Source organism: Streptomyces sp. BB1-1-1, from assembly GCF_031597775.1.
GTDB classification, from domain to species: domain Bacteria; phylum Actinomycetota; class Actinomycetes; order Streptomycetales; family Streptomycetaceae; genus Streptomyces; species Streptomyces thinghirensis.
Genome location: NZ_CP134203.1, coordinates 7622076 through 7642704 on the forward strand (window position 1 = coordinate 7622076; position 20629 = coordinate 7642704).

A 20629-nucleotide genomic window follows, 5' to 3' on the forward strand; every position below is an offset into this window, starting at 1 on the left:
GCTCAGCGGGCGTCGCGCAGCGGTTCGCCGACGTCCCTCAGATGCCGCAGCGCCTCGCGGTGCGACGCGAGCAGGCCCGTCTGGTAGTACGGGACGCCCAGTTCGGCGCAGTACCGCTCGGTGATGTCCTGGGCCCGGCCGAGGGCGGGCGTCGGCATGCTGGGGAAGAGGTGGTGTTCGATCTGGTAGTTGAGGCCGCCCATGAAGGCGTCGACGAGCACGCCGCCGCGCACATTGCGGGAGGTGAGGACCTGGCGGCGCAGGAAGTCGAGCCGCGTGCCCTCCTCGATCATCGGCATGCCCTTGTGGTTGGGAGCGAAGACCGATCCGAGGTAGACCCCGAACAGCCCCTGGTGCACGGCGATGAACGCGAGCGCCTTGCCGGGGGAGAGGACCGTGAACAGGCCGCCGAAGTACAGGGCGAAATGGGCGACGAGGAGCGTGCCCTCCAGAACCGGCCGCTTCATGGACGGGCTGCGCAGGGCCTTGAAGCTGCTGAAACTCAGATTGAGACCTTCCAGCGTCAGCAGCGGGAAGAACAGGGCGGCCTGGTGTTTCCCGACGAAGCGGGGAAGGCCCTTGGCCCTGCTCGCCTGGCGCCGTGACCACACCAGGATGTCGGGGGCGACGTCCGGGTCCTTCTCCTCGTGGTTGGGATTCGCGTGGTGGCGCGTGTGCTTGTTCATCCACCAGCCGTAGCTCATGCCCAGCAGCAGGTTCGCCACCAGGAGACCGCCGATCTCGCTGGGGCGCCGGCGCGAGAAGACCTGCCGGTGGGCGAGGTCGTGGGCGGCGAGCCCGAGCTGGCCGAAGACGACGGCCAGCGCCACCGCGACGAACAGCTGGCTCCAGCTGTTCCCCAGGGTGACGAAGGCGGCGACACCGCCCGCGAGCGCGAGGGCGACGGCACCGAAACGGACCGTGTAATAGAGCGGGCGGCGCCGGAGCAGCCCCGCGTCGGCTATACGCCGTGAGAGTTCGGAAAAGTCGCTCCCTTTTTCGCGTCGCTTTTCCTGTTCGCGGATGGGCAGGCTCTCGATGAGCACCGTTGAGTTGGCCATGTGCCTCAGTATGCGGGCGGTTCCTCGGGGGGCAGAATGACGGCTGCCACCCGAAGCAGGGGGTGGCTAGCACCACCCCCGCCCCTGCGGTCCTCCCTTGACAGCCCTCCCGCCTGACCCGCAGGATCACTCCGTGAACCTGTCAGACAGCCAGACAGCGGGCAGCCGGAGAGCCGCTCCGGTCCCGCGGCGCGTCAGTGCCATGGAAGCGGTGCTCGGCCACCTGCGCGGCGAGATCGAGCGCGGCGAGTACGCGATCGGCGACAAGCTCCCCTCCGAGGCGGAGCTGTGCCGCACCCTGGAGGTCTCCCGGCCGGTACTCCGCGAGGCCCTGCGCGCCCTGCAGACCATGGGGCTGACCGTCTCCAGGACCGGCAAGGGCACCTTCGTCGTCGCCAGTACCGTCGAGGACCCCACCTTCGGCGACTACACGGCCGGCGACCTGCTGGAGGTGCGCCGCCACGTCGAGATCCCGGTGGCCGGCTACGCGGCCCGCCGCCGCACCCCGGACGACCTCGACCGCCTCGCCCACCTCCTGGACCGCATGGAACGGGAGACGGACACCACCGCGTGGGTCGCGATGGACACCCTCTTCCACCTCACCGTGGCCGAGGCCGCCCAGAACCCGGTCTTCCGCCGGGTCATCGAGGAGATCCGCGACGCGCTGGCCCGCCAGTCCGCCTTCCTCAACGAACTGGGCGGCCGGCGCGAACAGTCCAACCGGGAGCACCGGGCCATCGTCGAGGCACTGCTCGACGGCAGCGACCACGACGCGGAAGAGGCCATGGCCCACCATCTCGACCGCGTCGAGACCACCCTCACCGACATCGTGCGCCCCACCCGCACGGACACCCCCACGGAAGGCGCACCCGAGGCGTGAGCGAGCACCGACAGCCGCAGGCGACCGCGCCGGCCCCCGACCCCCAGGCAGTGATGTACAGCGATTCCCCCGCGGATCCGCCCCCCATCCGCGAACCCCGCCACGCACCCGTCGCCCACCTGGTACGCGGCGGCGTCGTCGAGGGCGTCCACCACGGCTCCGTCGTCGTCCTCGACCCGGACGGAGGGATACGCCTCCAGCTCGGGGACATCGAGGCCGCCTGCTACCCGCGCTCCGCGCTCAAGCCGGTCCAGGCCGTCGCCATGCTCCGCGCCGGCCTTCCGCTGGACGGCGAACTGCTCTCGCTCGCCGCCGCCAGCCACTCCGGCGAGGAACGCCACCTCGCCGGCGCCCGGCGCGTCCTCGAACTCGCCGGACTCACCGAGCGCGACCTGCGCAACGTCCCCGACCTGCCCTTCGACCCGGTCGTCCGGGACTCCTGGGTCGGACAGGGCCGCCTGCCGTCCCGGCTCGCCCAGAACTGCTCCGGCAAGCACGCCGCCATGCTGTACACCTGCGTGCTCAACGGCTGGTCCCTGGACGACTACCTCGACCCGGGCCACCCGCTCCAGCAGGCGATCGCCGAGATCGTCGAGGACCTCACCGGGCAGCGCGTCGCCCGGGTGACCGTCGACGGCTGCGGCGCGCCCCTGTTCGCGATCTCCCTGCACGGTCTCGCCCGCGCCGCCGCCCGCATCACCACCGCCGTCCCAGGCACCCCCGAGGCCCGCGTGGCGGACGCGATGCGCGAGCACGCCGAGATGGCCTCCGGGTCGGGCCGGGACGTCGCCGCGTTGATGCGGGCCGTGCCCGGGCTGCTCGCCAAGGACGGCTTCGAGGGAGTCCAGGTCGCCGCCCGGCCCGACGGCAGTGCGATCGCCGTGAAGATAGCCGACGGCGCCGACCGGGCCCGCGTCCCGGTCGCGGCGGCGGCCCTCGCGCGGGCCGGTGTCGCCCCGCGGCTGCTCACGGAGTTCGCGGGGGAACCGCTGCTCGGCGGCGGGGAGCCGGTGGGGCGCGTACGTCCGGTACCCGCGCTGGACACCGTTCCGCCCGCCTCGCACGGATAGGGCGCCACTCGGCCGAGCGGCGCACCGCCCTGCCGCGGCCAGAGATCCTGGCGGGCGGCGGCACCGCTCCCGCCCGACTGCGCGCCGGGAGCGGCCCGGAGGAAGAATGGCGAGCATGAGTACGCGGACGACCTTCCAGCCGGTCCTGGAGCGCATCGCCGAGGAGATCGAGCGGACCCCCGGCAGTGGCCGGCCCGCCGACTACATCCCGGCGCTCGCCGCCTGCGATCCACGCCGCTTCGGCATGGCCGTCGCCGAGCCGGACGGCACGCTGTACGGGGTGGGGGACTGGCGCGAGCCCTTCTCCGCGCAGTCCATCACCAAGGTCTTCACCCTCGCCCTCGACCTGTCCCGCGAGGGCGACGCGCTCTGGGAACACGTGGGCCGCGAACCGTCCGGCAACCCGTTCAACTCCCTGGTGCAGCTGGAGTACGAGAACGGCATCCCGCGCAACCCCTTCATCAACGCGGGCGCCCTCGTCGTCACCGACCGCCTGCACACCCGTACCGGGGACGCGGCGGGTGAACTGCTCGCCTTCCTGCGCGCGGAGAGCGGCAACCCGGACCTGACCTACGACGAGGAGGTCGCCGCCTCCGAGACCGCGCACGGCGACCGGAACGCCGCCCTCGGCCACTTCATGGCGTCGTACGGCAACATCGACAACCCCGTGCCCGTCCTGCTGGAGCAGTACTTCCGCCAGTGCTCCGTCGCCGCCTCCTGCGCGGACCTCGCCCTGGCGACCGGGTTCCTGGCCCGGCACGGCATCCGCGCGGACGGCACCCGGCTGCTGAGCCGCAGTCAGGCCAAGCAGGTCAACGCGGTGATGCTGACCTGCGGGACGTACGACGCGGCCGGCGAGTTCGCCTACCGGGTGGGTCTGCCGGGCAAGAGCGGGGTCGGCGGCGGCATCATCGCGGTGGTGCCGGGCCACTGCACGCTGTGCGTGTGGAGCCCCGGCCTGGACGAGCGGGGCAACTCGGTGGCCGGCGTGGCGGCGCTGGACCGCTTCACGACGCTCACGGGCCTGTCGGTGTTCTGACCGGACGGCCCGGGCACCGTCAACTCTTCTCGACCCGCACGAGCTTGAGCCGCAGTGCCAGTGCCATGGCCCCCGCGCCCAGCCCGGCGACGCCCACGATCGCACCGGTCTCCGGCCAGCCCGCATCGTCCTGCGAGGGCCGCGCCGCCACGACCGCCGCGGGTACGGCCTGCGGGCCCGGCAGTGGCCTGGCCCTCCCGGATTCCAGCGATCCCACCGGGTCGACGTGCCCGGCCGCCTCGAAGCCCCAGTCGAGCAGCGAGCGGGCCTCCTCGTACACGGCGTGGCCGCCGCCCTCCTGCGGGTTCATCACCGTCACCACCAGGGTCCGCCCGTCGCGGCGGGCGGCCGCGATCAGTGTGTTGCCGGCGTTGCTGGTGTAGCCGTTCTTGATGCCGATCAGCCCCGGGTACGGCTCCACGCCGTCCGTCCCGGTGAGCAGCCGGTTGGTGTTGATGATCCCGTACGAGTCCCCGTTCCGGCCGGGGAACATCGCGTCGACCTTGGCGCAGTACCGCGCGAAGTCCGGGTTGCGCAGCCCCGCCCGGCCGAAGACCGCCAGGTCGTACGCCGACGACACCTGGCCCGGCGCGTCGTAGCCGTCGGGTGAGCGCACGTGGGTGTCGTGGGCGCCGAGGGCGCGGGCCTCGGCCTGCATCCGGGCGGCCGTGGCGCTCCAGCCGCCGGTGAGCGAGGCGAGGACGTGGACTGCGTCGTTGCCGGAGTTGAGGAAGACGCCGTTCCACAGGTCGGAGACCCGGTACGTGTGGCCCTCGACGACACCGACCAGGCTGCTGCCGGGGCCGATGCCGGTCAGCTCGTCGGCGCTCACCTCGTGGCGGATGCCGCCCGGCAGGACCGGCAGCACCGTGAGGGCGAACAGGGCCTTGAGGGTGCTGGCCGGCGGCAGCTTGCGATGCGCGTCGTGTGCCGCCAGCACGTCGCCGGTGCCGGCGTCGGCGACCACCCAGGACAGCGCGGAGACATCGGGGATCCCGGGTGCGCCGGGGCGGGGCCGGACCTGTGTCCCGGAGCGGTACAGCGGCGACGCCTGCGCCGCCGCCGCGCGTGGCCCGCCGGGCGGACCCGGGTCCGGCAGCACCGCACGGGCGGCCGCGGCGGCGGGCATGAGCGTCAGCAGTCCTGCCACACAGAGCACGCAGGTGGATCGAGCCGCCCGGGATGAGAATCCGATAGTCATACCGCAAACGTAGGAACGGGCCCCCGGACCGCCACGCTGCCCGGGCCGAGTCGCGCCCGCAAGCACCCGGATGCCGTAGGGAGGTGAGCCGGCCGGGGCCCACCGGCCCACGCGCGGCGTCAGTCCGCGGGCAGCGTCGGCTGGACGCGTCGCAGGAACGTGGCGTTGTCCGGCGTCCGGCGCATCCGCTCCAGCAGCGTCTCCAGGCCGGACTGCTCGTCCCGGCCCCCCAGGGCCCGCCGCAGCCCGCGTACGGCGGTCGACTCGGCGGCGGACAGCAGGAGCTCCTCGCGGCGGGTGCCGGAGCCGGTCATCTCCACGGCCGGGAAGACCCGGCGGGAGGCGAGCTCCCGGCTCAGCCGCAGCTCCATGTTCCCGGTGCTCTTGAGCTCCTCGAAGTAGAAGTCGTCGGCGCGCGAGCCGGTCTCCACCAGGACGGTGGCGAGGATGGTGAGCGAACCACCCTCCTCGGCCGTCCGGGCGGCGCCGAAGAACCGCTTCGGCCCGAGCAGCGCCCCGGCGTCGACACCGCCGCTGAGCGTGCGGCCGCCGGAGGAGGCGGCGTTGTTGTGCGCGCGGCACAGCCGGGTGAGGGAGTCGAGCAGGATGACGACGTCCTCACCGGCCTCGACCAGGCGCTTGGCCCGCTCGATCACGAGCTCGGCGAGCGCGATGTGCTCCTTGGCGCTCCGGTCGAAGGTCGAGGAGTACACCTCGCCTTGTACGGAGCGCCGCATGTCGGTGACCTCCTCGGGCCGCTCGTCGAGCAGCACCACCATCAGGTGGGAGTCGGGGTGGTTGCCGGCGACGGCGGCGGCGATCTGCTGGAGGAGGACGGTCTTGCCGGTCTTCGGCGGGGCCACGATCAGGCCGCGCTGGCCCTTGCCGACCGGGGCGATCAGATCGGCGACCCGCCCGGTCAGGCCGGCCGCCGGGTGTTCGAGGCGCAGCCGCTGGTGCGGGTGCAGTGGTGTCAGGTCGTGGAAGTGCCGTCGGCCGCCCTGCCGGTCGGGCGTGCGGCCGTTGACGCGGACGACGTCGGTCAGGGTGCGCCGGTCGCCGTGCACGCCCTCGACCAGGTCGCCCTTGCGCAGGCCGTGGCGGCGGATCAGCGCGGGGGAGAGGGAGAGGTCGGACGGCTCGGGCTGGAGGCCGCTGCCCCGCAGGTGTCCCTTCCCGCCCGCGTCGATGTCGAGGACACCGTTCGCGATCTCGGCCGGGGACTGCTGTACAGGGGGGCGTTCGAGTGTGGTGGTCATGGTGTTCGGTCCTTTCGAGGACACGGGCATGGGTCATGCGGAAGGGAGGGGGAGAAGCCGTGCGAGGGGTCGGACGACACGCCTCCGGACGGCGGGAACAGCACCTCGGGTACGGCGGGGAAAGGCCCTGCTCACGAGGTTGTGCTGAGAAGCGGACGCGCCGGTCGCACAAGGACGGGCGGGTCGGCGAACCGAAGGGAAACTGGCACTGGCGCCCATAGGGGCGTACACAAGTGCTGAACGCAGCCTACCACGGCAAGTGGTCGAGCGGCGGTGGGGTGGGACGTTCCCTGCGTCCCACCCCCGTTCAACGAGGCCGGAGCGGTGTTCTGTTCCGTCTTCCGCATGTGCCGGGCCGGACTCAGACGCCCGAACGCCCCTGAGCCTCCCGCGCCTCTTGGGCGATCCGGTCGAACTGCGCGCCCATCGCGGCCTGGAGCGCCTGAGCGCCCGACAGCGGGCGCACCATCACCGTGAGTTCGTCGATGCGGCCGGACTCGTCGAGGTGCAGGAGGTCGCAGCCGCTGATCTCGCGGTCGCCGATCCGCGCCGTGAAGACCAGCGCGTGGTCGGGGCCGTCGGCCTCGCCGATGACGCGTTCGTAGCGGAAGTCCTCGAAGACGCGGGTGACGCCGCGCAGGATCGCGGCCGTGATCGCCTTGCCGTGGTAGGGCTTGAACACGACGGGGCTGGTGAAGACGACGTCCTCGGCCAGCAGTGCCTCGGCGGCGTCGAGGTCGTGGGCCTCGACCGCCGCGCGGAATGCCTGCATCGTATCTCCTCGGTGAGAAGTACTGAACTATTTGAATAGGTGCGGAGTAGATTAGCCTCCGCTTGCTAGCGTGTCGACATGTCTCTCAAGTACGCCGTCCTGGCCGCCCTGCTGGAGGGCGAGGCCTCGGGCTACGAGCTGTCCAAGGTGTTCGACGTCTCGCTCGCCAACTTCTGGCCCGCCACGCCGCAGCAGCTCTACCGGGAGCTGGAGCGCCTCGCGGGCGACGGGCTCATCGAGGCGCGGACGGTGCCGCAGGAACGCAGGCCCACCAAGCGGCTGTTCTCGCTCACGGAGGCCGGCCGGGAGCAGCTGAGCGCCTTCGCCGCCGAGCCGACCCGGCGCCCCACCGCCATCCGGGACGAGTTCCTGATCAAGATGCAGGCCATGGACGGCGTGGACCCGGACCGGGTCCGCGAGCTGGTGGAGGAGCGCAGGTCCTGGGCCCTGGGGAAACTCGCCCGCTACGAGCGCGTCCGTGAGCGCCTCCTGGACGGCCGCGGGGAGGAGGAGCACCTGCGCGACTCCGACCGCGTCGGGCCCTACCTCACCCTGCTGGCCGGGATCGCCTTCGAGCGCGAGAACGCCCGCTGGTGCGAGCGCGTCCTCACGGTGCTGCGGGAGCGGCGCGCCCCCACCGGGCCCGCCGGGCAGCCTCTAGGCTGACCGGATGTTCAGCCCCGAAGGCCCCACCCTGCGTGAACTCGCCGTCCAGGCACTGTCGTCGGTCGAGCGCGGCTACGACCTGCTCGCCCCGAAGTTCGAGCACACTCCGTACCGGACGCCGGACCGGGTGCTCGACGCCGTGGCCTCGGCACTGGCGCCGATGGGGCCGTTCGGCGCCGGACTCGACCTGTGTTGCGGTACCGGTGCGGGAGTGGACGTACTGGCCCGGGTGTGCCGGGAGCGCGTGACGGGGGTCGACTTCAGCGCGGGCATGCTGGAGGTCGCGCGGGGGCGCGTCGTGCCCGAGGGGCCGGCGGTCTCCTGGGTGCGCGCGGACGCCCGCGCCCTGCCGTTCGGTCCCGAGTTCGACCTCGTGGTCAGTTTCGGTGCGTTCGGACACTTCCTGCCCCGTGAACTGCCGGGCCTGTTCACCCAGGTGCGCTCCGTACTGCGCCCGGGCGGCTGCTTCGCCTTCCCCGTGGTCGCGCCGCCCCGCCCCGGCTCCCGCGGCTACTGGACGCTGCTCGGCTTCGACGCCGTGATGCGGGCGCGCAACGCGCTGTGGCGGCCGCCGTTCGTCATGTACTACCGGACGTTCCGGCTCGGGGACGTGGGCCGGGAACTGGCGCGCGCCGGTTTCCGGACGGACCTGCACGCCCTGCCGGAGTTCGGGCGCCGGCCCGACGGCAGTCCGCGGGTCCGGATGGTCGTGGCCCGGCGCCTGCCCTGACGGCGGGCGCGGGCGGGGTCAGCCGGCCGCCGGCAGGGTGAACTCGTAGACCAGCGCGTCCTGTCGGGCGTCCACGAGGAGGTCCGTGATCTCCAGGGGCCGTGCGTACTGGTCGTGCACCCGCCGCACGACCCGCACCGACGGCGTGTCCGCGAGGCGGCTGATCGTGTCGCGGTGATGCAGGGTCAGGCCCGCCCGGCGCATCCAGTCGTAGGCCCGCCGCAGTTGCGCCGACGCGGTGCCGTCGGCGCGGTCGCGGTACCGGGCCAACTCCTCGACCTCGGCGAGCGCCACGGCGGAGAACGAGGTCACCGCGGTCCGCCGGCCGGTTCCGTCGGCGGTCGCGGACAGGTAGCGGTGCACCAGGGTCGGCCGGCCCGGCGCCAGCCCCAGTGCCGCGGCGTGCTCCGGCGAGGGCACCTCCCAGGCGACGGTCGCCCGGTCGCCGGTGGACGGCTCCGCGGTGCGGGCGCCGACCGGGAAGGTGAGGGAGGCCGGGCTCTGCGCCGGTGGGCCGGGCAGGGCGGCGTGGCTGCCCCGCCGGTCGGTGGCGAGCAGACCGTCCCGGCGCAGCACCTCCAGGGCCTGCCGCACGGTCTCCCGGCTCACCTCGAAGTGCTCGGCCAGCCGGCGCTCGCCCGGCAGTCGTGCGCCCGGTGGGACGGTCCCGTCGCGCAGCTCGCCGAGCAGCTGTACGGCCACCCGCCGGTAGAGGGGCTGTGCGTCGGTGAACGCGGGGTCGTGCGGGGTGGTGCGGACCATGCCGCGCCTCCTGTTTGGTGACGTGCGGTAGCCATGCGGGCTCGGTGCGCCACCAGAACTATCATTGGTCTAAACCAACCGGGAAGAGCTGTCCGCCGGTTCGGCCGAAACCTCACCCGCGCGTCGACCGTCCGTCACCCCTTCACAAGGCGCCGTACAGGGCATCCACCAGTGCCGTCTTCCGCGGGTCGTCGGCGATGCGCGGTCCCATGCGGTTCATGACGTAGCCCAGCGAGACCCCGGCGTCCGGGTCCGCCAGACCGCAGGAGCCACCGAAGCCGTCGTGTCCGAAAGCCCGCGGATTGGGACCGTAGGAGCCATTGGGACCGCTGAGCCACAGCCCCAGCCCGACTTCGGTCTCGTGCGCGAAGCCGGCGCCGAGGACGAGGTCGCGGCAGGCACCCTGTCCCTCACGCACCCGCTCGGCGGCTTCCCGGGACAGTACGCGGTGGCCGTCGTGCGAGCCGAGGCCCGCGAGGATCCCGTACAGCGCGGCCACCGCCCGCGCGGTGCCGTGTCCGTTCGCCGCCGGTATCTCGGCGGCCCGCCACGCGGCGGTGTTGGCCTCCGTGGCGCCGATCGGGGGATTGGTGAGCGCCGCCACGGCCGCGGGCGCCGACTGGGCGAAGACCGTGGCCTGCTCGCTGTCGGAGGCCACCCGCGGACGCACCAGTTCGGCCGCCCGCCCCGTCTCCTTCTCCGGCAGCCCGATGGTGAAGTCGATGCCGAGCGGCCCGGTCACCTCCCGCTCCAGGAACGCCCCGGGCAGCAGCCCCGACACCCGCCGCACGACCTCACCGACCAGGAAGCCGTAGGTGATCGCGTGGTACCCGGACCGGGTGCCCGGCTCCCACCAGGGCTCCATGGCCGCCAGCCGACCGGTGGTCAGGTCCCAGTCGTACAACTGCGCCGCCGAGTGCGGCTCACGCAGCCCCGACAGGCCGGCGCGGTGCGACAGCAGACGCCGCACGAGGACGTTCTCCTTGCCCGCCGCCGCGAACTCGGGCCAGTGCACGGCCACCGGCGCGTCGAGGTCCAGCAGCCCGCGGTCGGCGAGGATGTGGGCGCACAGGGCGGTCGGGCCCTTGGACGTCGACCACGCGTTGACCAGCGTGTCCCGCTCCCACGGCCGGGCGCGGGCCGCGTCGGCCCACCCGCCCCACTCCTCGGACATGGGGCCGCCCTCCGTTGTACGCCGGGAGCCGGGTCGCGACGGTTCGGCCCGGCTCCATGCACATACCGACTGGTCGGACTGGGCGGAAGGCCGCCGACCCGGCCGTGGCGGGATCGCGCGGGCTCAGAGGTACGAGCGCAGCCAGCGCAACTTGGCCGCCTGCTGGAAGGGCCCGCCGCCCTCGTGGTCGTTGAAGTCGTACACCTCGATCGCCTTGTCGTCGTGCGCCCAGGCGTTGAACGCCGCGAAGACGGTCGACGGCGGGCAGGTCTGGTCCTCCAGGGCCGCCGAGAACAGGGAGGGTGCCCGGCCGCGCGCCGCGAAGTGCACGCCGTCGAAGTAGGACAGCGTGCGCAGCGCGTCCTCGGTGCGGCCGCGGTGCGTCTTGAGGTACAGGCCGATCTCCCGGTAGGGGTGCCGGTCGGTGAGCTTGGTCGCGCGCGGGAAGTCGCTGAGGAACGGCACGTCCGGCGCGACGGCCGTGAGGTCCGGCACCAGGCCGCCCACGGCGATCGTGATGCCGCCGCCCTGGCTGCCCCCGAGGACGACCGTGCGTGCGGGGTCGGTGAGCGGGTGGGAGCGGGCCGCCTCGACCGCGCGCACGGCGTCGGTGAAGACGCGGCGGTAGTAGTAGTTCTCGGGGGCGTCCAGGCCGCGGGTCATGAAGCCCGGGTACGCGGGCGTGCCGCCGACGGGGTCCGCCGTCCCACCACCGCCGCCCCAGGCGCTGCCCTGGCCGCGGGTGTCCATCACGAAGTGCGCCCGGCCGGTGGACGCCCACAGCAGGTGCTCGTGCGGCAGCCCGCGCCCGCCGCCGTACCCGACGAACTCCACGACCAGCGGCAGCGGTTCCTCCGCCGCGGCCGGCAGGATCAGCCAGCCCTTCACCGGGTGACCGCCGAACCCGGCGAACGTCACGTCGTGCACCCGCACCGTGGTCAGTCCCGTGTCGACCGGTTCGAAGCGGGCGTCCAGATCGTGCGCGCGGGCTTCGTCGAGCGTCTTGCTCCAGAACGCGTCGAAGTCCTCGGGCTCTGCCGACGCGCTGCGGTAGGCGCGGAGTTCTTCGAGCGGAAGGTCGAACAGGGCCATCGAGAACCGCCTTTGCGGGGAGACAGTGCCGGACCGTACGGATGATCACACCGTACGTGAATGGTCGGAGGTCTCGCCAGATCGTCGGCGGGCAGCCCACCGGCCTGACCTGCGGTTCGACGGATCGAACGCCGACCCGGACCGTGCCGGGCCCCGGGGCCGGGGCCAGGTGGTCGGGTCACCGGCGTGCCGTCAGGCCCGGCGGCGTGTCCACTGGGGTTCGGTGAGGGCCCAGTCGCGGTCCCACTCGGCCATCCGGTGCCGGAGGGCCACCTTGCGTACGGCGCAGTGTGCGAGGAGCACCGTGAGCGCCGCCCCCATGGTGGTGCACACGCCGATCGTGACGCTGTGCTGCCAGACCGCGGAACCGTCCGTCGGCGGCGGCACGCTCTTGCCCCGGGAGTCCAGCCACACGTCGACCGCGTCACCGTGCCCGGCGCCGGCCGGGACACGGGCCGTAGTGCTCCGGTCGGTACCGTCCGGCGTGCTCCAGCGCACGGTCGCGCGGTACGAGTGCTGTCCGCCGGCCTGCACCGACGGCAGCGTGTCGGGAGTCCGGCCGACCACCTCGGCGCGGACGCGGTGCCGCTCCGCGCGCTGCTCCGCCGCGACCGCCTGGGCCTGACCGTGGCCCCATATGGCCGCGGCGGCTCCGAGCAGCGGTGCTCCCACGATCAGCAGGACCGCGACGACCAGCGCGGTCCACGCCTCGACGACGTCCGACCGGCGCCGCAGCGGATTGCGCCGCACGCGCCAGCCGCGCACCCGGGTTCGCATGTCGACCTCCTCGCGATCACAGCGACCGGAGGCCGGGCGGACGGCCGTACGAGAGCGGGGGGCCGCCGTGTCTCCGCGTCGCGCCACGCGTGCGAGTGCCCGCACAGGTCTGGTACCCCGTTCGGCGCGTCTCGCTCACCATGTCGCCCACCCCGGAACGCCGGACGACTGCTCCGCACCGCGGACAGGTGCCCAGCGGCGCCCGGGGGAAACCGGGGGCCGCGGCTGGTGCGGCCCTCGGACTCGGGGCCGAGGGGCGTCCAAGCGTGGCGCGGTGCCGGGGCGCCGTCCACCGCGGCCCGGCCGTGGGTCAGCCGAAGCGTTCGATCCTGATCCGGTCCACCGGCTGACCGGCCGCCACCAGCAGCCGCGAGGCGTGCTCCGCGAAGGAGTTGGAGCCGCACACGTAGGCCTCCCAGCCGTCGGCGGGCGCTTCGGCCAGGAGCGGTGCCAGGTGCGCGGTCGTCATCCGGCCCACGGGCGTCCCGGCCGGCGCGCCGCGGGTGAACACGGGGGTCGTCTCCGCGCCGAGTTCGCGGGCGTAGATGAGTTCCCCGGGAGTGCGCGCGGACACCAGCAGTCGCAGCGGCACCGTCAGTCCCAGCGCCCGGTGGTGCCGCACCATCGACATCAGCGGCACCACGCCGGAACCCGCGCCCAGCAGCAGGGCGGGCCGGTCGCCCGGCCAGGCGAAGAAGCCGCTCAGCGGGCCGCGCACCTCGATCCGGTCGCCGGGCCGGGCGACCGTGTGGAACCAGCCGGACACCTCGCCGTCCTCGACGTGGTCGAGGGTCAGCTCGATGTGCCCGGAGTCGTCGGGCGCGGACGCCAGCGAATAGTGGCGCTGGGCCACGTACCCGTCCTCGGCGGTCAGCCGCAGCATCAGGTGCTGGCCGGGCAGATGGCCCGCCCAGCCGGGTACGGCGAACCGGAAGGTGGACGCGCGGTGCGTCTCGCGGCGGATCTCCGTGAGGGTGGCGGTCTGCCACGTCCCGGCCGTCGGGCCGTCCACCTCGATGCGCCTGGGCACGGCGAACCGCGTCGGGGGAGTGAAGGACCCTGCCGTGTGCGTCGCTGTCTCAGTCACCGGAGTACCGCTGCTCCTCCCAGGGGTTGCCGCGCGCGTGGTAGCCGTTCTGCTCCCAGAAGCCCGGTTCGTCGTGGTCCAGGAGCTCCAGGCCCGCGATCCACTTGACGCTCTTCCAGAAGTACAGGTGCGGCACCACCAGCCGCGCCGGGCCGCCGTGCTCGGGGACGAGGGGCTGCCCGTCGTACTCCCACACGATCCAGGCGCGCCCGCCGGTCAGGTCCGCGAGCGGCAGGTTCGCGGTGTACCCGGTGTGCGCGTAGGCGACGGCGTGCGTGGCGGACGGCAGCGGGCGCGCCGCCTCCAGGAAGGCGTCCAGGGACACGCCCCCGAACCGCACCCCGAACTTCGACCAGCCGGTCACGCAGTGGATGTCGCCCGAGTACGCCGACGCCGGCAGCCGGTGCGCTCCGGCCCAGTCCCAGGTGCGGGGCTCGGCCACCAGCCCGCTCACGCGGAAGGTCCAGTCGGCCAGCGACACGTCGGGCGTGACCTCGGCGGACAGCACGGGCCAGTCGTCACCGGCGTCGTACTGGCCGGGCGGCAGTCCCGGCCGGGCGGCGCGCGGGCGCCCGGTGAAGCCTCGGGTGGTGTTCATGCGGTGGGGCCTTTCGGGCCGCCGCGAGGGATGCCCGCGGCCGGCGTGATCAGTGCGTACGCGGTCAACCGTACGTGCTCTCGGAGGCGCACCTCAGTCCTGGCCCTCGCCGGGTGCGGCCTCCTGCCACGCGTTGTACCGCTCCAGATACGCGGCGAAGCGGACCAGGTCCTCCTCGGGCCAGTCGGCGAGCCGCTCCCGGAAGGCCGTCCGGCGGCTCTCGGTGACCTGGGCCAGGATGTGCCGTCCGGCCTCCGTCAGGTGCAGGACCTGGACGCGGTGGTCGTCCGGGTCGACGCGCCGCTCGACGAGTTCGGTGCGCTCCAGGGCGGACACCTGGCGGCTGACGGTGGACTTGTCCAGGGCGTAGTGGGCGGCCAGGTCGGTGGCCCGGCAGCCGTCCCGCTCCTCCAGGTGACCGAGCAGCGTGTACGACACCAGCGACAGCTCGGGGTGCATGCGGCCCGCCGAGGCGCGGGCGCGGCGGGCGAAGGCCGTCATCTCCCGCTGGATGGTCTCCACGGCCTCCGCCGGGCGGCCGCCGGGGGTGACAGTCGTCTCATCGGGCATCTCGGCCGTCGTCACAGGTCCTCCTCCGCATTGCTAGTTGTATAGTACAACTTGAAGAGAGAGTTGTATAAGCCAACTATCTGCCGCCGCCGAACCAGTCATTGGAGGATGTGAGCGATGAGGTCGCACGCCCTGCGCCACGTGCTCACGCACCTGATCACCCCGCTGCTGATGTGCATCGGGATGGGACTCGCGTACATGGGGGCCTTCGTCACCCCCGAGCCGAACCACCTGCCGGTCGCCGTCGTCGGCTCCGGCCCCGAGGCGAAGGTGCTCGCCCAGTCGGTCAAGGACAAGGCCGGCGACGACCTCGACGTACGGACCGTCGCCACCCGCGCCGACGCCGTCGACCTGCTGAAGGCCCGCGACATCACCGGCGCCTACGTGCCCGGCGACAAGGCGCCCGAGGTCGTGGTGGCCACCGCCGCGTCCGACATGGGCGCCATGGCGGCGGAGAAGGTCTTCACCCCGCTCGCCGAGCGGCAGGGCGTCCCGCTGAAGGTGACCGACGTGGCCACCCCGGTCGACGACGACCCCACCGGCCAGGGCCTGTTCTTCCTGCTGATCGCGGTCAGCATCGGCTCCTACGCCTCCGTGGCCGCCCTCGGAGCCGCCGGCGCCGCCCTGTCCATGCGCGTCCGGGCCCTGCTCACCCTCGGCGTCTCCGTCGTCGTCAGCGGGATCGGCGCCCTGCTCGCCGGACCGGTGTTCCACCTCGCCCACCACGATCTCGCCGGTGTGTGGGGCCTGGCCTGGCTGTACGCGGCGGGCATCCTGTTCATCGGCGTGGGCCTGCACACCTTCCTCAAGCGGTGGACCACGCTCGCCATGATGGTGCTGTTCGTGATGCTGAACTTCACCACCTCGGGCGGCCTGTTCCGCCCCGAACTGCAGAACGGCTTCTTCGGCACCCTGCACGCCTTCTGGAACGGCGCCGGGTTCGTCGAGGGCGCCCGCGGCCTGCTGTACTTCGACGGCGACGGACTGGGCCGCGGCGTGTGGACACTGGTCGCCTGGCTGCTGCTCGGCCTCCTGGTGACGGCGGTCGCCGCCGTCCGCGAGCGGGGCGGTACGGCGCCCGCGTCGGCCACCCCCGCCAGGCACGCGAGGCCGAACGAGCGCAAGGCGGTGCCCGCGGCGGAGGAGGCGGACGAAGAGGCCGAGGAGACCGTCGGCGTCTGATCATTGGGGTAGTGTGACCGGCGGCCGAGGACAGTCCCGGCCGCCGGACGCCTGGGAGGTGAGACCCATTACCGCTGTGTCGGCCCGGGTGCTCTCACCTCACGGCAGTGCGGTCCCCGCCAGCGGGTGACCGTGAGAGCGCCCTTCGGTTCTCGAAAGGCTCTCGGCTTCCATGCCTCAGCTGTTCTCCACCCCTTCGTTCCCCTCCCCTTTCTCCCCCTCCTTCCCGTCGCCCGACTCCGTCGTGGCCGCGCTGCGCGCCGCGGGCTGCGTCTTCGCCGAGGACGAGGCGGAACTGATCCTGGGCGCCGCCCGCACCGCCGGGCAACTCACCGCCCTGGTCGACCGCCGCGTCACCGGAGTGCCCCTCGAACTCGTCCTCGGCTGGGCCGAGTTCCGCGGCCTGCGCGTCGCCGTCGCCCCCGGTGTCTTCGTGCCCCGCCGCCGTACCGAGTTCCTGGTGGCCGAGGCCCTCGCGCAGGCGCCGGACGCGGCCGTCGTCGTGGACCTGTGCTGCGGCTCCGGCGCCGTCGGTGCCGCCCTGGCCGCCGCCCTGGACCGGCCCGAGGTGCACGCCGCCGACGTCGACCCGGCCGCCGTGCGCTGCGCCCGCGGCAACCTCGCGGCCGCCGGGGGCCGGGTGTACGCCGGTGACCTGTTCGACGCGCTGCCCGCGGCGCTGCGCGGCCGGGCGGACATACTCGCGGCCAACGTGCCCTACGTACCCACCGGCGAGGTCGCCCTGCTGCCCGCCGAGGCGCGGGAGCACGAGCCGCTGGTCGCCCTCGACGGCGGCACCGACGGTCTCGGGGTGCTGCGCAGGGTCGCGGCCGAGGCGCCCCGCTGGCTCGCGCCCGGCGGCTGCCTGCTGGCCGAGACGAGCCGACGCCAGGCACCTGCGGCCGTCGACGCCTTCGCCCGCGCCGGCCTGACGACCCGCCTCGCGGTCTGCGACGAGCTGTACGCCCATGTGGTGATCGGCGTCAGGGAGCGCGACCTCAGCTAGGCACGTCCGGCGTCGTGGCCCGGGCGATCAGCAGGGCCACGTCGTCGGAGTTCTCCGGCTCGTGCAGCGTGCGCAGGAGCAGGTCGCAGACCTCCTCCAGCGGGCGGTCCGGGCCCTCCAGCAGGGCGAGGAGCGCGTCCAGCCGCTCGTCCAGCGGATGCCGGCGCGTCTCGACGAGACCGTCGGTGTAGAACACCAGCCGGTCGCCCGGCTCCAGATCGACGGTGGTGGTCGAGAAGGCGACGCCGCCCACGCCCAGCGGCACCCCGGTGGGCAGGTCCAGCAGTTCCGGCGGACGGCCGGCGCGCAGGCGCACCGGTGGCAGGTGCCCGGCGTTGGCGATCAGACACTGCCGCCGGTGCGGGTCGTGGACCGCGTAGAGGCAGGTGGCGATGGCCTGGTCCAGGCCGGCCGTGGTCCGGTCGAGGTGTCCGAGCAGGAACGCCGGGTCGAGATCGAGGGCGGCCAGGGTGTTCGTCGCGGTGCGCAGCCTCCCCATGGAGGCCGCCGCCGCGATGCCGCTGCCCATCACGTCACCCACCACGAGCGCGGTCTTGCAGTCCTCCAGCTCGATCACGTCGAACCAGTCGCCGCCGACCTCGCTGGTCGCCTCGGCGGGCTGGTAGCGGGAGGCGACCTCCAGTCCGCCCGTCACCGGAGGATGACTCGGCAGCAGGCTGCGCTGGAGGGTGAGGGCGGTGTCGCGGGCGTTCTGGTACCAGCGGGCGTTGTCGATCTGCACCGCCGCGCGGACGGCCAGCTCCCGGGCCAGCAGCAGGTCGTCCTCGCCGAACGGCAGCGGATTGCCGATCCGTTTGAGGTCCAGGGCGCCCAGCACCTCGCCCCGCGCGATCAGCGGAACGGCCAGGTAGGAGTGCACACCCGCCCGGCGCAGCAGCTCGGCCGCCTCCGGTGAACGGGCGATGCGCGGCAGGTCCTCCTCCGTCACCCGCTCCACCAGCACCGGCCGGGCCGTGCGCACGCACTCGGTGACCAGGCGGTCCGGCCCGTACCGGGCGACCTGGCCGGGTGGATCGGCCGCCCGCAGCGCGTCCGGGGCGTCGTTCGCCTGCACGGCCAGGGCCCGGATCACCGCGGGCTCGGCCGGGCCCAGGGTGCTGCGCCGGCCCTTCACCACGGCCTCCAGCAGGTCCACGGCCGCGATGTCGGCGAGGTCCGGCACGGCCACGTCGGCCAGCTCGTGCGCCGTGCGGTCCAGCTCCAGGGTGGTGCCGATCCGCGCGGAGGCGTCCGCGACGGCGGCCAGCCGGCGCCGCGCGGCCTCCGCCTCGACGCCCGCCCAGTGCTGCTCGGTGACGTCCACGACCGACACGGCGAGGCCCAGCACCGCACCGACGGCGTCCTCCAGCCGGTACAGCGACAGCGACCAGGTGTGCTCCTCGTCCGGGTCGGCGGGGGTCCGCCCGGTCGCGGGCTGGCCGACGATCGGCAGTCCGGTCTCCAGCACCCGGCGCGCCGCCTCCTCCAGGGGAGCGGCGTCCACCAGGGGCAGCACCTGGCGGACCGTCCGGCCGAGGTGCTCCTCGGCGGTCATGCCGTTCATGTTCTCCAGGGACGGGTTGACCGAGACGTACCTCAGATCGGTGTCGAGGACGGCCAGCCCGATCGGGGACTGCCTGATCACCCGCGTGGACAGTGCCACGTCGTGCTCCAGCCGGCGCACGGTGGACCGGTCGACGGCGAGTCCCAGCGCGTAGACGTCGCCCCGGTCGTCCAGGAGGCGCATGTTGCGGAACTCCACCAACCGGGTGCCGCCGTCCTTGTGGCGGATGGGGAACGCCCCGGCCCAGCTCTGGCCGGTCTTCATGACGTCGGCGAACAGCTTCACGACCAGGTCGAGATGGCGTTCGTGGACCATGATGCGGGCGGCGTACTGCCCCAGCGCCTCCGGTGCGGTGTATCCGAACAACTCCTCGGCCTGCGGGCTCCACAGCACGATCCGGCCCTCGGTGTCCAGTACGACCGAGGCCACGTTCAGCACGTCGAGCAGCCCGCTGGGCCGCACCGGTCCGCGCGGCGACGTGTCGCCCCCGAACCCGGCAGACCCGGCTGCACTCATCCCACGCCCCGCCTTCGCCGTTCCACGCGGCACGCCCTTTTGATGCCGACTCCCTTGTTCTACCGCGTTCCACCGCCCACAGGGCCGTTTCTCCGAGGCTCCGCCGTCTCCTTCCAGCATCACCCGGCACGGCTGCGGCCGCCGCACGGAGCGCGGCCGAGGTTGGTCTGTACATGACTGCAACCTCGGGACAGACTGTGCGCCGAGTGCGTACCGCCCACCCCCCACCGAGGAGCCCGCCCATGCCCCTGCGCGCCCGGCAACGTTGTCATGCCGCTCTGACCGGCCTCGCCGCCCTCGCCCTCGCCGTCGGTCTCGCCGGTCCGTCCGCCGCCGCCCCGTCCGCCGCGCCGTCCGCCGACATCTGGACGGAGGTGGGCTCCGACCGCGCCGACCCGCTGACCGAGAGCCAGGGTCTGGCCTCGGTCGAGGTCCCGGCCGGCAGCCCCAATCGCTACACGGGCATCGGCACCATCCCCCTGAGCCTCAGCACCCGCGGCTGGAACCACGTCGGCGACCCCGACGCCTCCTACGACGGCCACTACGTCGAGCCGTACCAGCGCGACGACGGGAACACCAAGATGTTCCGCGTGCAGGCGCCGGACGGGCGCTGGTCGGAGTACGTGCACACGCTGAGCCCCGGCGAGGCGCTGAACAACTCCTGGTCCGCGATCTCCCCGGACGGCCAGTGGATGCTGGCGGGGGAGTGGGGCACCATGAACCGGCTGCTCGTCTTCCCGACGCCCGGCGTCAACGCGAGCACCTCGCCCTCGGTGAACCTCCCGCAGGCGGCCACCGTCCACTTGGACCACGCCGTGCGCGACGTCCAGGGCTGCGACTTCCTCGACGCGACCACGCTGCTGTGCTCCTCCGACGACCCGGCGGGCACCCTCTTCGGCATCACCAAGCCGCTGCTGCGGATCGACCTGTCCGCCGCGCCGAACGGCACCGCCGACGTCACCGGCCACGTCACCGCCCTGCGGCAGCTGCCCCTGCGCAGCGCCTGCTCCGGCGGCTTCGAGGCGGAGGGCATCGACTACGACCGCCGTACCGGCACCCTGCGCGTGATCGTCGTGTCGCCGGGCTTCTGCGTGCTGACGGACAGCAGGACCTACCGCTTCACGCGGGGCTGACCCGCCCCCTTCGCATCGGGCGGCGAGTGGTGCTTTTCTGGTGGTATGGGCCACGAGAGGAGCGATCACGATGGACGGTGAGCGACTGCATCCGGAGTCCGTCTCGGTGGAGCTGAGCGGGTGCAGCAAGGAGGACGCCCGGACCGTGTTCGACGCCCTGTGCACGTGCTTCTCGTCGGACCGGCGCTCGGACGAGGTGCCCCGGGACTACCACGAGGTGCGCCCCACCGTGTGGCTCGGCACCTTCGACGTGGCCGAGGCCCGGGGCGAGTGCGACCCCGCCCGGCTCAGGGCGTCCGTGGAGGCCGACGTGCAGGGCGGCTACTGGGCGATCGAGCGCTTCCGCACCACCCTGGACTCCCTGTTCACCGTGCACGACCTGAGCACGGCCTCCGGGGACCAGGAGCGGGAACTGCACGTACGGCTGGAGAACCACTGACCGAGGCCCGAGGCGGCGGTGTGGTGTGCGCCGCCTCTTTGTGCAACTAGT

21 protein-coding genes are annotated in these 20629 nt (G+C 73.2%); 9 read left to right on the forward strand and 12 right to left on the reverse strand.

Going from position 1 to position 20629, the window contains the following annotated elements:
- Window positions 1–2: 2 nt before the first annotated feature.
- Window positions 3–1061: an acyl-CoA desaturase gene (locus tag RI578_RS34925; RefSeq protein WP_310874797.1), complete on the reverse strand. Its 1059-nt coding sequence runs from the start codon at window positions 1059–1061 to the stop codon at window positions 3–5.
- A gap of 202 nt (window positions 1062–1263) precedes the next feature.
- On the opposite strand from RI578_RS34925, the gene RI578_RS34930 reads away from it, so the two are divergent.
- From RI578_RS34930 to RI578_RS34940, 3 genes are all read left to right on the forward strand, one after another.
- Complete coding sequence (locus RI578_RS34930) at window positions 1264–1941, forward strand: FadR/GntR family transcriptional regulator (RefSeq protein WP_310875938.1); 678 nt, start codon at window positions 1264–1266, stop codon at window positions 1939–1941.
- Window positions 1942–1994: 53 nt separating this feature from the next.
- Window positions 1995–3011, forward strand: coding sequence for an asparaginase (locus RI578_RS34935; protein ID WP_310875939.1), 1017 nt, complete (start codon window positions 1995–1997; stop codon window positions 3009–3011).
- 115 nt (window positions 3012–3126) lie between these two features.
- Window positions 3127–4050, forward strand: coding sequence for a glutaminase (locus tag RI578_RS34940; protein ID WP_374196411.1), 924 nt, complete (start codon window positions 3127–3129; stop codon window positions 4048–4050).
- Between the two features lie 19 nt (window positions 4051–4069).
- Here RI578_RS34940 and RI578_RS34945 read toward each other — a convergent pair whose 3' ends face one another.
- From RI578_RS34945 to RI578_RS34955, 3 genes are all read right to left on the reverse strand, one after another.
- A complete protein-coding gene (locus tag RI578_RS34945) occupies window positions 4070–5251 on the reverse strand; it encodes a serine hydrolase (protein WP_310874799.1) in 1182 nt (393 codons plus the stop codon).
- Between the two features lie 119 nt (window positions 5252–5370).
- Window positions 5371–6510, reverse strand: a complete 1140-nt coding sequence (gene rho, locus RI578_RS34950; RefSeq protein ID WP_310874800.1) for a transcription termination factor Rho — start codon at window positions 6508–6510, stop codon at window positions 5371–5373.
- Between the two features lie 361 nt (window positions 6511–6871).
- Window positions 6872–7282, reverse strand: a complete 411-nt coding sequence (locus RI578_RS34955) for a nuclear transport factor 2 family protein (RefSeq protein ID WP_310874801.1) — start codon at window positions 7280–7282, stop codon at window positions 6872–6874.
- Between the two features lie 78 nt (window positions 7283–7360).
- Here RI578_RS34955 and RI578_RS34960 point away from each other — a divergent pair, with 78 nt between their 5' ends.
- On the forward strand, window positions 7361–7948 hold the full coding sequence (locus RI578_RS34960) for a PadR family transcriptional regulator (RefSeq protein ID WP_310874802.1): 588 nt from the start codon (window positions 7361–7363) through the stop codon (window positions 7946–7948).
- A gap of 4 nt (window positions 7949–7952) precedes the next feature.
- Window positions 7953–8678, forward strand: coding sequence for a class I SAM-dependent methyltransferase (locus tag RI578_RS34965; RefSeq protein ID WP_310874803.1), 726 nt, complete (start codon window positions 7953–7955; stop codon window positions 8676–8678).
- An 18-nt stretch (window positions 8679–8696) separates the two neighbouring features.
- Here RI578_RS34965 and RI578_RS34970 read toward each other — a convergent pair whose 3' ends face one another.
- The 7 genes from RI578_RS34970 to RI578_RS35000 all read right to left on the reverse strand — a co-directional run bounded on the left by RI578_RS34970 (window position 8697) and on the right by RI578_RS35000 (window position 14738).
- A complete protein-coding gene (locus RI578_RS34970; protein ID WP_310874804.1) occupies window positions 8697–9440 on the reverse strand; it encodes a GntR family transcriptional regulator in 744 nt (247 codons plus the stop codon).
- Window positions 9441–9582: 142 nt separating this feature from the next.
- On the reverse strand, window positions 9583–10614 hold the full coding sequence (locus tag RI578_RS34975) for a serine hydrolase domain-containing protein (protein WP_310874805.1): 1032 nt from the start codon (window positions 10612–10614) through the stop codon (window positions 9583–9585).
- Between the two features lie 123 nt (window positions 10615–10737).
- Window positions 10738–11706, reverse strand: a complete 969-nt coding sequence (locus tag RI578_RS34980) for an acetylxylan esterase (protein WP_310874806.1) — start codon at window positions 11704–11706, stop codon at window positions 10738–10740.
- Between the two features lie 192 nt (window positions 11707–11898).
- A complete protein-coding gene (locus RI578_RS34985; RefSeq protein ID WP_310874807.1) occupies window positions 11899–12483 on the reverse strand; it encodes a hypothetical protein in 585 nt (194 codons plus the stop codon).
- 310 nt (window positions 12484–12793) lie between these two features.
- A complete protein-coding gene (locus RI578_RS34990) occupies window positions 12794–13570 on the reverse strand; it encodes a ferredoxin reductase (RefSeq protein WP_310874808.1) in 777 nt (258 codons plus the stop codon).
- Window positions 13563–14168 carry a sulfite oxidase-like oxidoreductase gene (locus RI578_RS34995; protein ID WP_310874809.1) on the reverse strand — a complete coding sequence of 202 codons (606 nt, stop codon included), beginning with the start codon at window positions 14166–14168 and terminating at the stop codon, window positions 13563–13565. The genes RI578_RS34990 and RI578_RS34995 overlap by 8 nt, the downstream gene beginning before the upstream one ends.
- 93 nt (window positions 14169–14261) lie before the next feature.
- A complete protein-coding gene (locus RI578_RS35000; protein ID WP_310875940.1) occupies window positions 14262–14738 on the reverse strand; it encodes a MarR family winged helix-turn-helix transcriptional regulator in 477 nt (158 codons plus the stop codon).
- 117 nt (window positions 14739–14855) lie between these two features.
- Between RI578_RS35000 and RI578_RS35005 the strand changes: the two genes are divergently transcribed.
- Together RI578_RS35005 and RI578_RS35010 are read left to right on the forward strand one after the other, a co-directional pair.
- Window positions 14856–15920 carry a hypothetical protein gene (locus tag RI578_RS35005; protein WP_310874810.1) on the forward strand — a complete coding sequence of 355 codons (1065 nt, stop codon included), beginning with the start codon at window positions 14856–14858 and terminating at the stop codon, window positions 15918–15920.
- A 172-nt stretch (window positions 15921–16092) separates the two neighbouring features.
- Window positions 16093–16926, forward strand: a complete 834-nt coding sequence (locus RI578_RS35010; RefSeq protein ID WP_310874811.1) for a putative protein N(5)-glutamine methyltransferase — start codon at window positions 16093–16095, stop codon at window positions 16924–16926.
- Here RI578_RS35010 and RI578_RS35015 read toward each other — a convergent pair.
- Window positions 16919–19006, reverse strand: coding sequence for a SpoIIE family protein phosphatase (locus tag RI578_RS35015; protein ID WP_310874812.1), 2088 nt, complete (start codon window positions 19004–19006; stop codon window positions 16919–16921). The genes RI578_RS35010 and RI578_RS35015 overlap by 8 nt on opposite strands.
- A gap of 242 nt (window positions 19007–19248) precedes the next feature.
- On the opposite strand from RI578_RS35015, the gene RI578_RS35020 reads away from it, so the two are divergent.
- On the forward strand, window positions 19249–20139 hold the full coding sequence (locus RI578_RS35020; protein ID WP_310874813.1) for a hypothetical protein: 891 nt from the start codon (window positions 19249–19251) through the stop codon (window positions 20137–20139).
- Between the two features lie 70 nt (window positions 20140–20209).
- Window positions 20210–20578 (forward strand): hypothetical protein, encoded by a 369-nt coding sequence (locus tag RI578_RS35025; RefSeq protein ID WP_310874814.1) that lies wholly within the window; start codon window positions 20210–20212, stop codon window positions 20576–20578.
- Window positions 20579–20629 lie beyond the last annotated feature (51 nt).

Bases quoted from the DNA above. Each gene is read 5' to 3' on its own strand.
- RI578_RS35015 (WP_310874812.1), bottom strand. From the start codon at position 19,006: ATGAGTGCAGCCGGGTCTGCCGGGTTCGGGGGCGACACGTCGCCGCGC.
- RI578_RS34930 (WP_310875938.1), top strand. From the start codon at position 1,264: ATGGAAGCGGTGCTCGGCCACCTGCGCGGCGAGATCGAGCGCGGCGAG.
- RI578_RS35000 (WP_310875940.1), bottom strand. From the start codon at position 14,738: ATGCCCGATGAGACGACTGTCACCCCCGGCGGCCGCCCGGCGGAGGCC.
- RI578_RS34945 (WP_310874799.1), bottom strand. From the start codon at position 5,251: ATGACTATCGGATTCTCATCCCGGGCGGCTCGATCCACCTGCGTGCTC.
- RI578_RS34955 (WP_310874801.1), bottom strand. From the start codon at position 7,282: ATGCAGGCATTCCGCGCGGCGGTCGAGGCCCACGACCTCGACGCCGCC.
- RI578_RS35025 (WP_310874814.1), top strand. From the start codon at position 20,210: ATGGACGGTGAGCGACTGCATCCGGAGTCCGTCTCGGTGGAGCTGAGC.
- rho (WP_310874800.1), bottom strand. From the start codon at position 6,510: ATGACCACCACACTCGAACGCCCCCCTGTACAGCAGTCCCCGGCCGAG.
- RI578_RS34985 (WP_310874807.1), bottom strand. From the start codon at position 12,483: ATGCGAACCCGGGTGCGCGGCTGGCGCGTGCGGCGCAATCCGCTGCGG.
- RI578_RS34940 (WP_374196411.1), top strand. From the start codon at position 3,127: ATGAGTACGCGGACGACCTTCCAGCCGGTCCTGGAGCGCATCGCCGAG.
- RI578_RS34935 (WP_310875939.1), top strand. From the start codon at position 1,995: ATGTACAGCGATTCCCCCGCGGATCCGCCCCCCATCCGCGAACCCCGC.
- RI578_RS34995 (WP_310874809.1), bottom strand. From the start codon at position 14,168: ATGAACACCACCCGAGGCTTCACCGGGCGCCCGCGCGCCGCCCGGCCG.
- RI578_RS34975 (WP_310874805.1), bottom strand. From the start codon at position 10,614: ATGTCCGAGGAGTGGGGCGGGTGGGCCGACGCGGCCCGCGCCCGGCCG.
- RI578_RS34965 (WP_310874803.1), top strand. From the start codon at position 7,953: ATGTTCAGCCCCGAAGGCCCCACCCTGCGTGAACTCGCCGTCCAGGCA.
- RI578_RS35020 (WP_310874813.1), top strand. From the start codon at position 19,249: ATGCCCCTGCGCGCCCGGCAACGTTGTCATGCCGCTCTGACCGGCCTC.
- RI578_RS35005 (WP_310874810.1), top strand. From the start codon at position 14,856: ATGAGGTCGCACGCCCTGCGCCACGTGCTCACGCACCTGATCACCCCG.
- RI578_RS34970 (WP_310874804.1), bottom strand. From the start codon at position 9,440: ATGGTCCGCACCACCCCGCACGACCCCGCGTTCACCGACGCACAGCCC.
- RI578_RS34980 (WP_310874806.1), bottom strand. From the start codon at position 11,706: ATGGCCCTGTTCGACCTTCCGCTCGAAGAACTCCGCGCCTACCGCAGC.
- RI578_RS34960 (WP_310874802.1), top strand. From the start codon at position 7,361: ATGTCTCTCAAGTACGCCGTCCTGGCCGCCCTGCTGGAGGGCGAGGCC.
- RI578_RS35010 (WP_310874811.1), top strand. From the start codon at position 16,093: ATGCCTCAGCTGTTCTCCACCCCTTCGTTCCCCTCCCCTTTCTCCCCC.
- RI578_RS34925 (WP_310874797.1), bottom strand. From the start codon at position 1,061: ATGGCCAACTCAACGGTGCTCATCGAGAGCCTGCCCATCCGCGAACAG.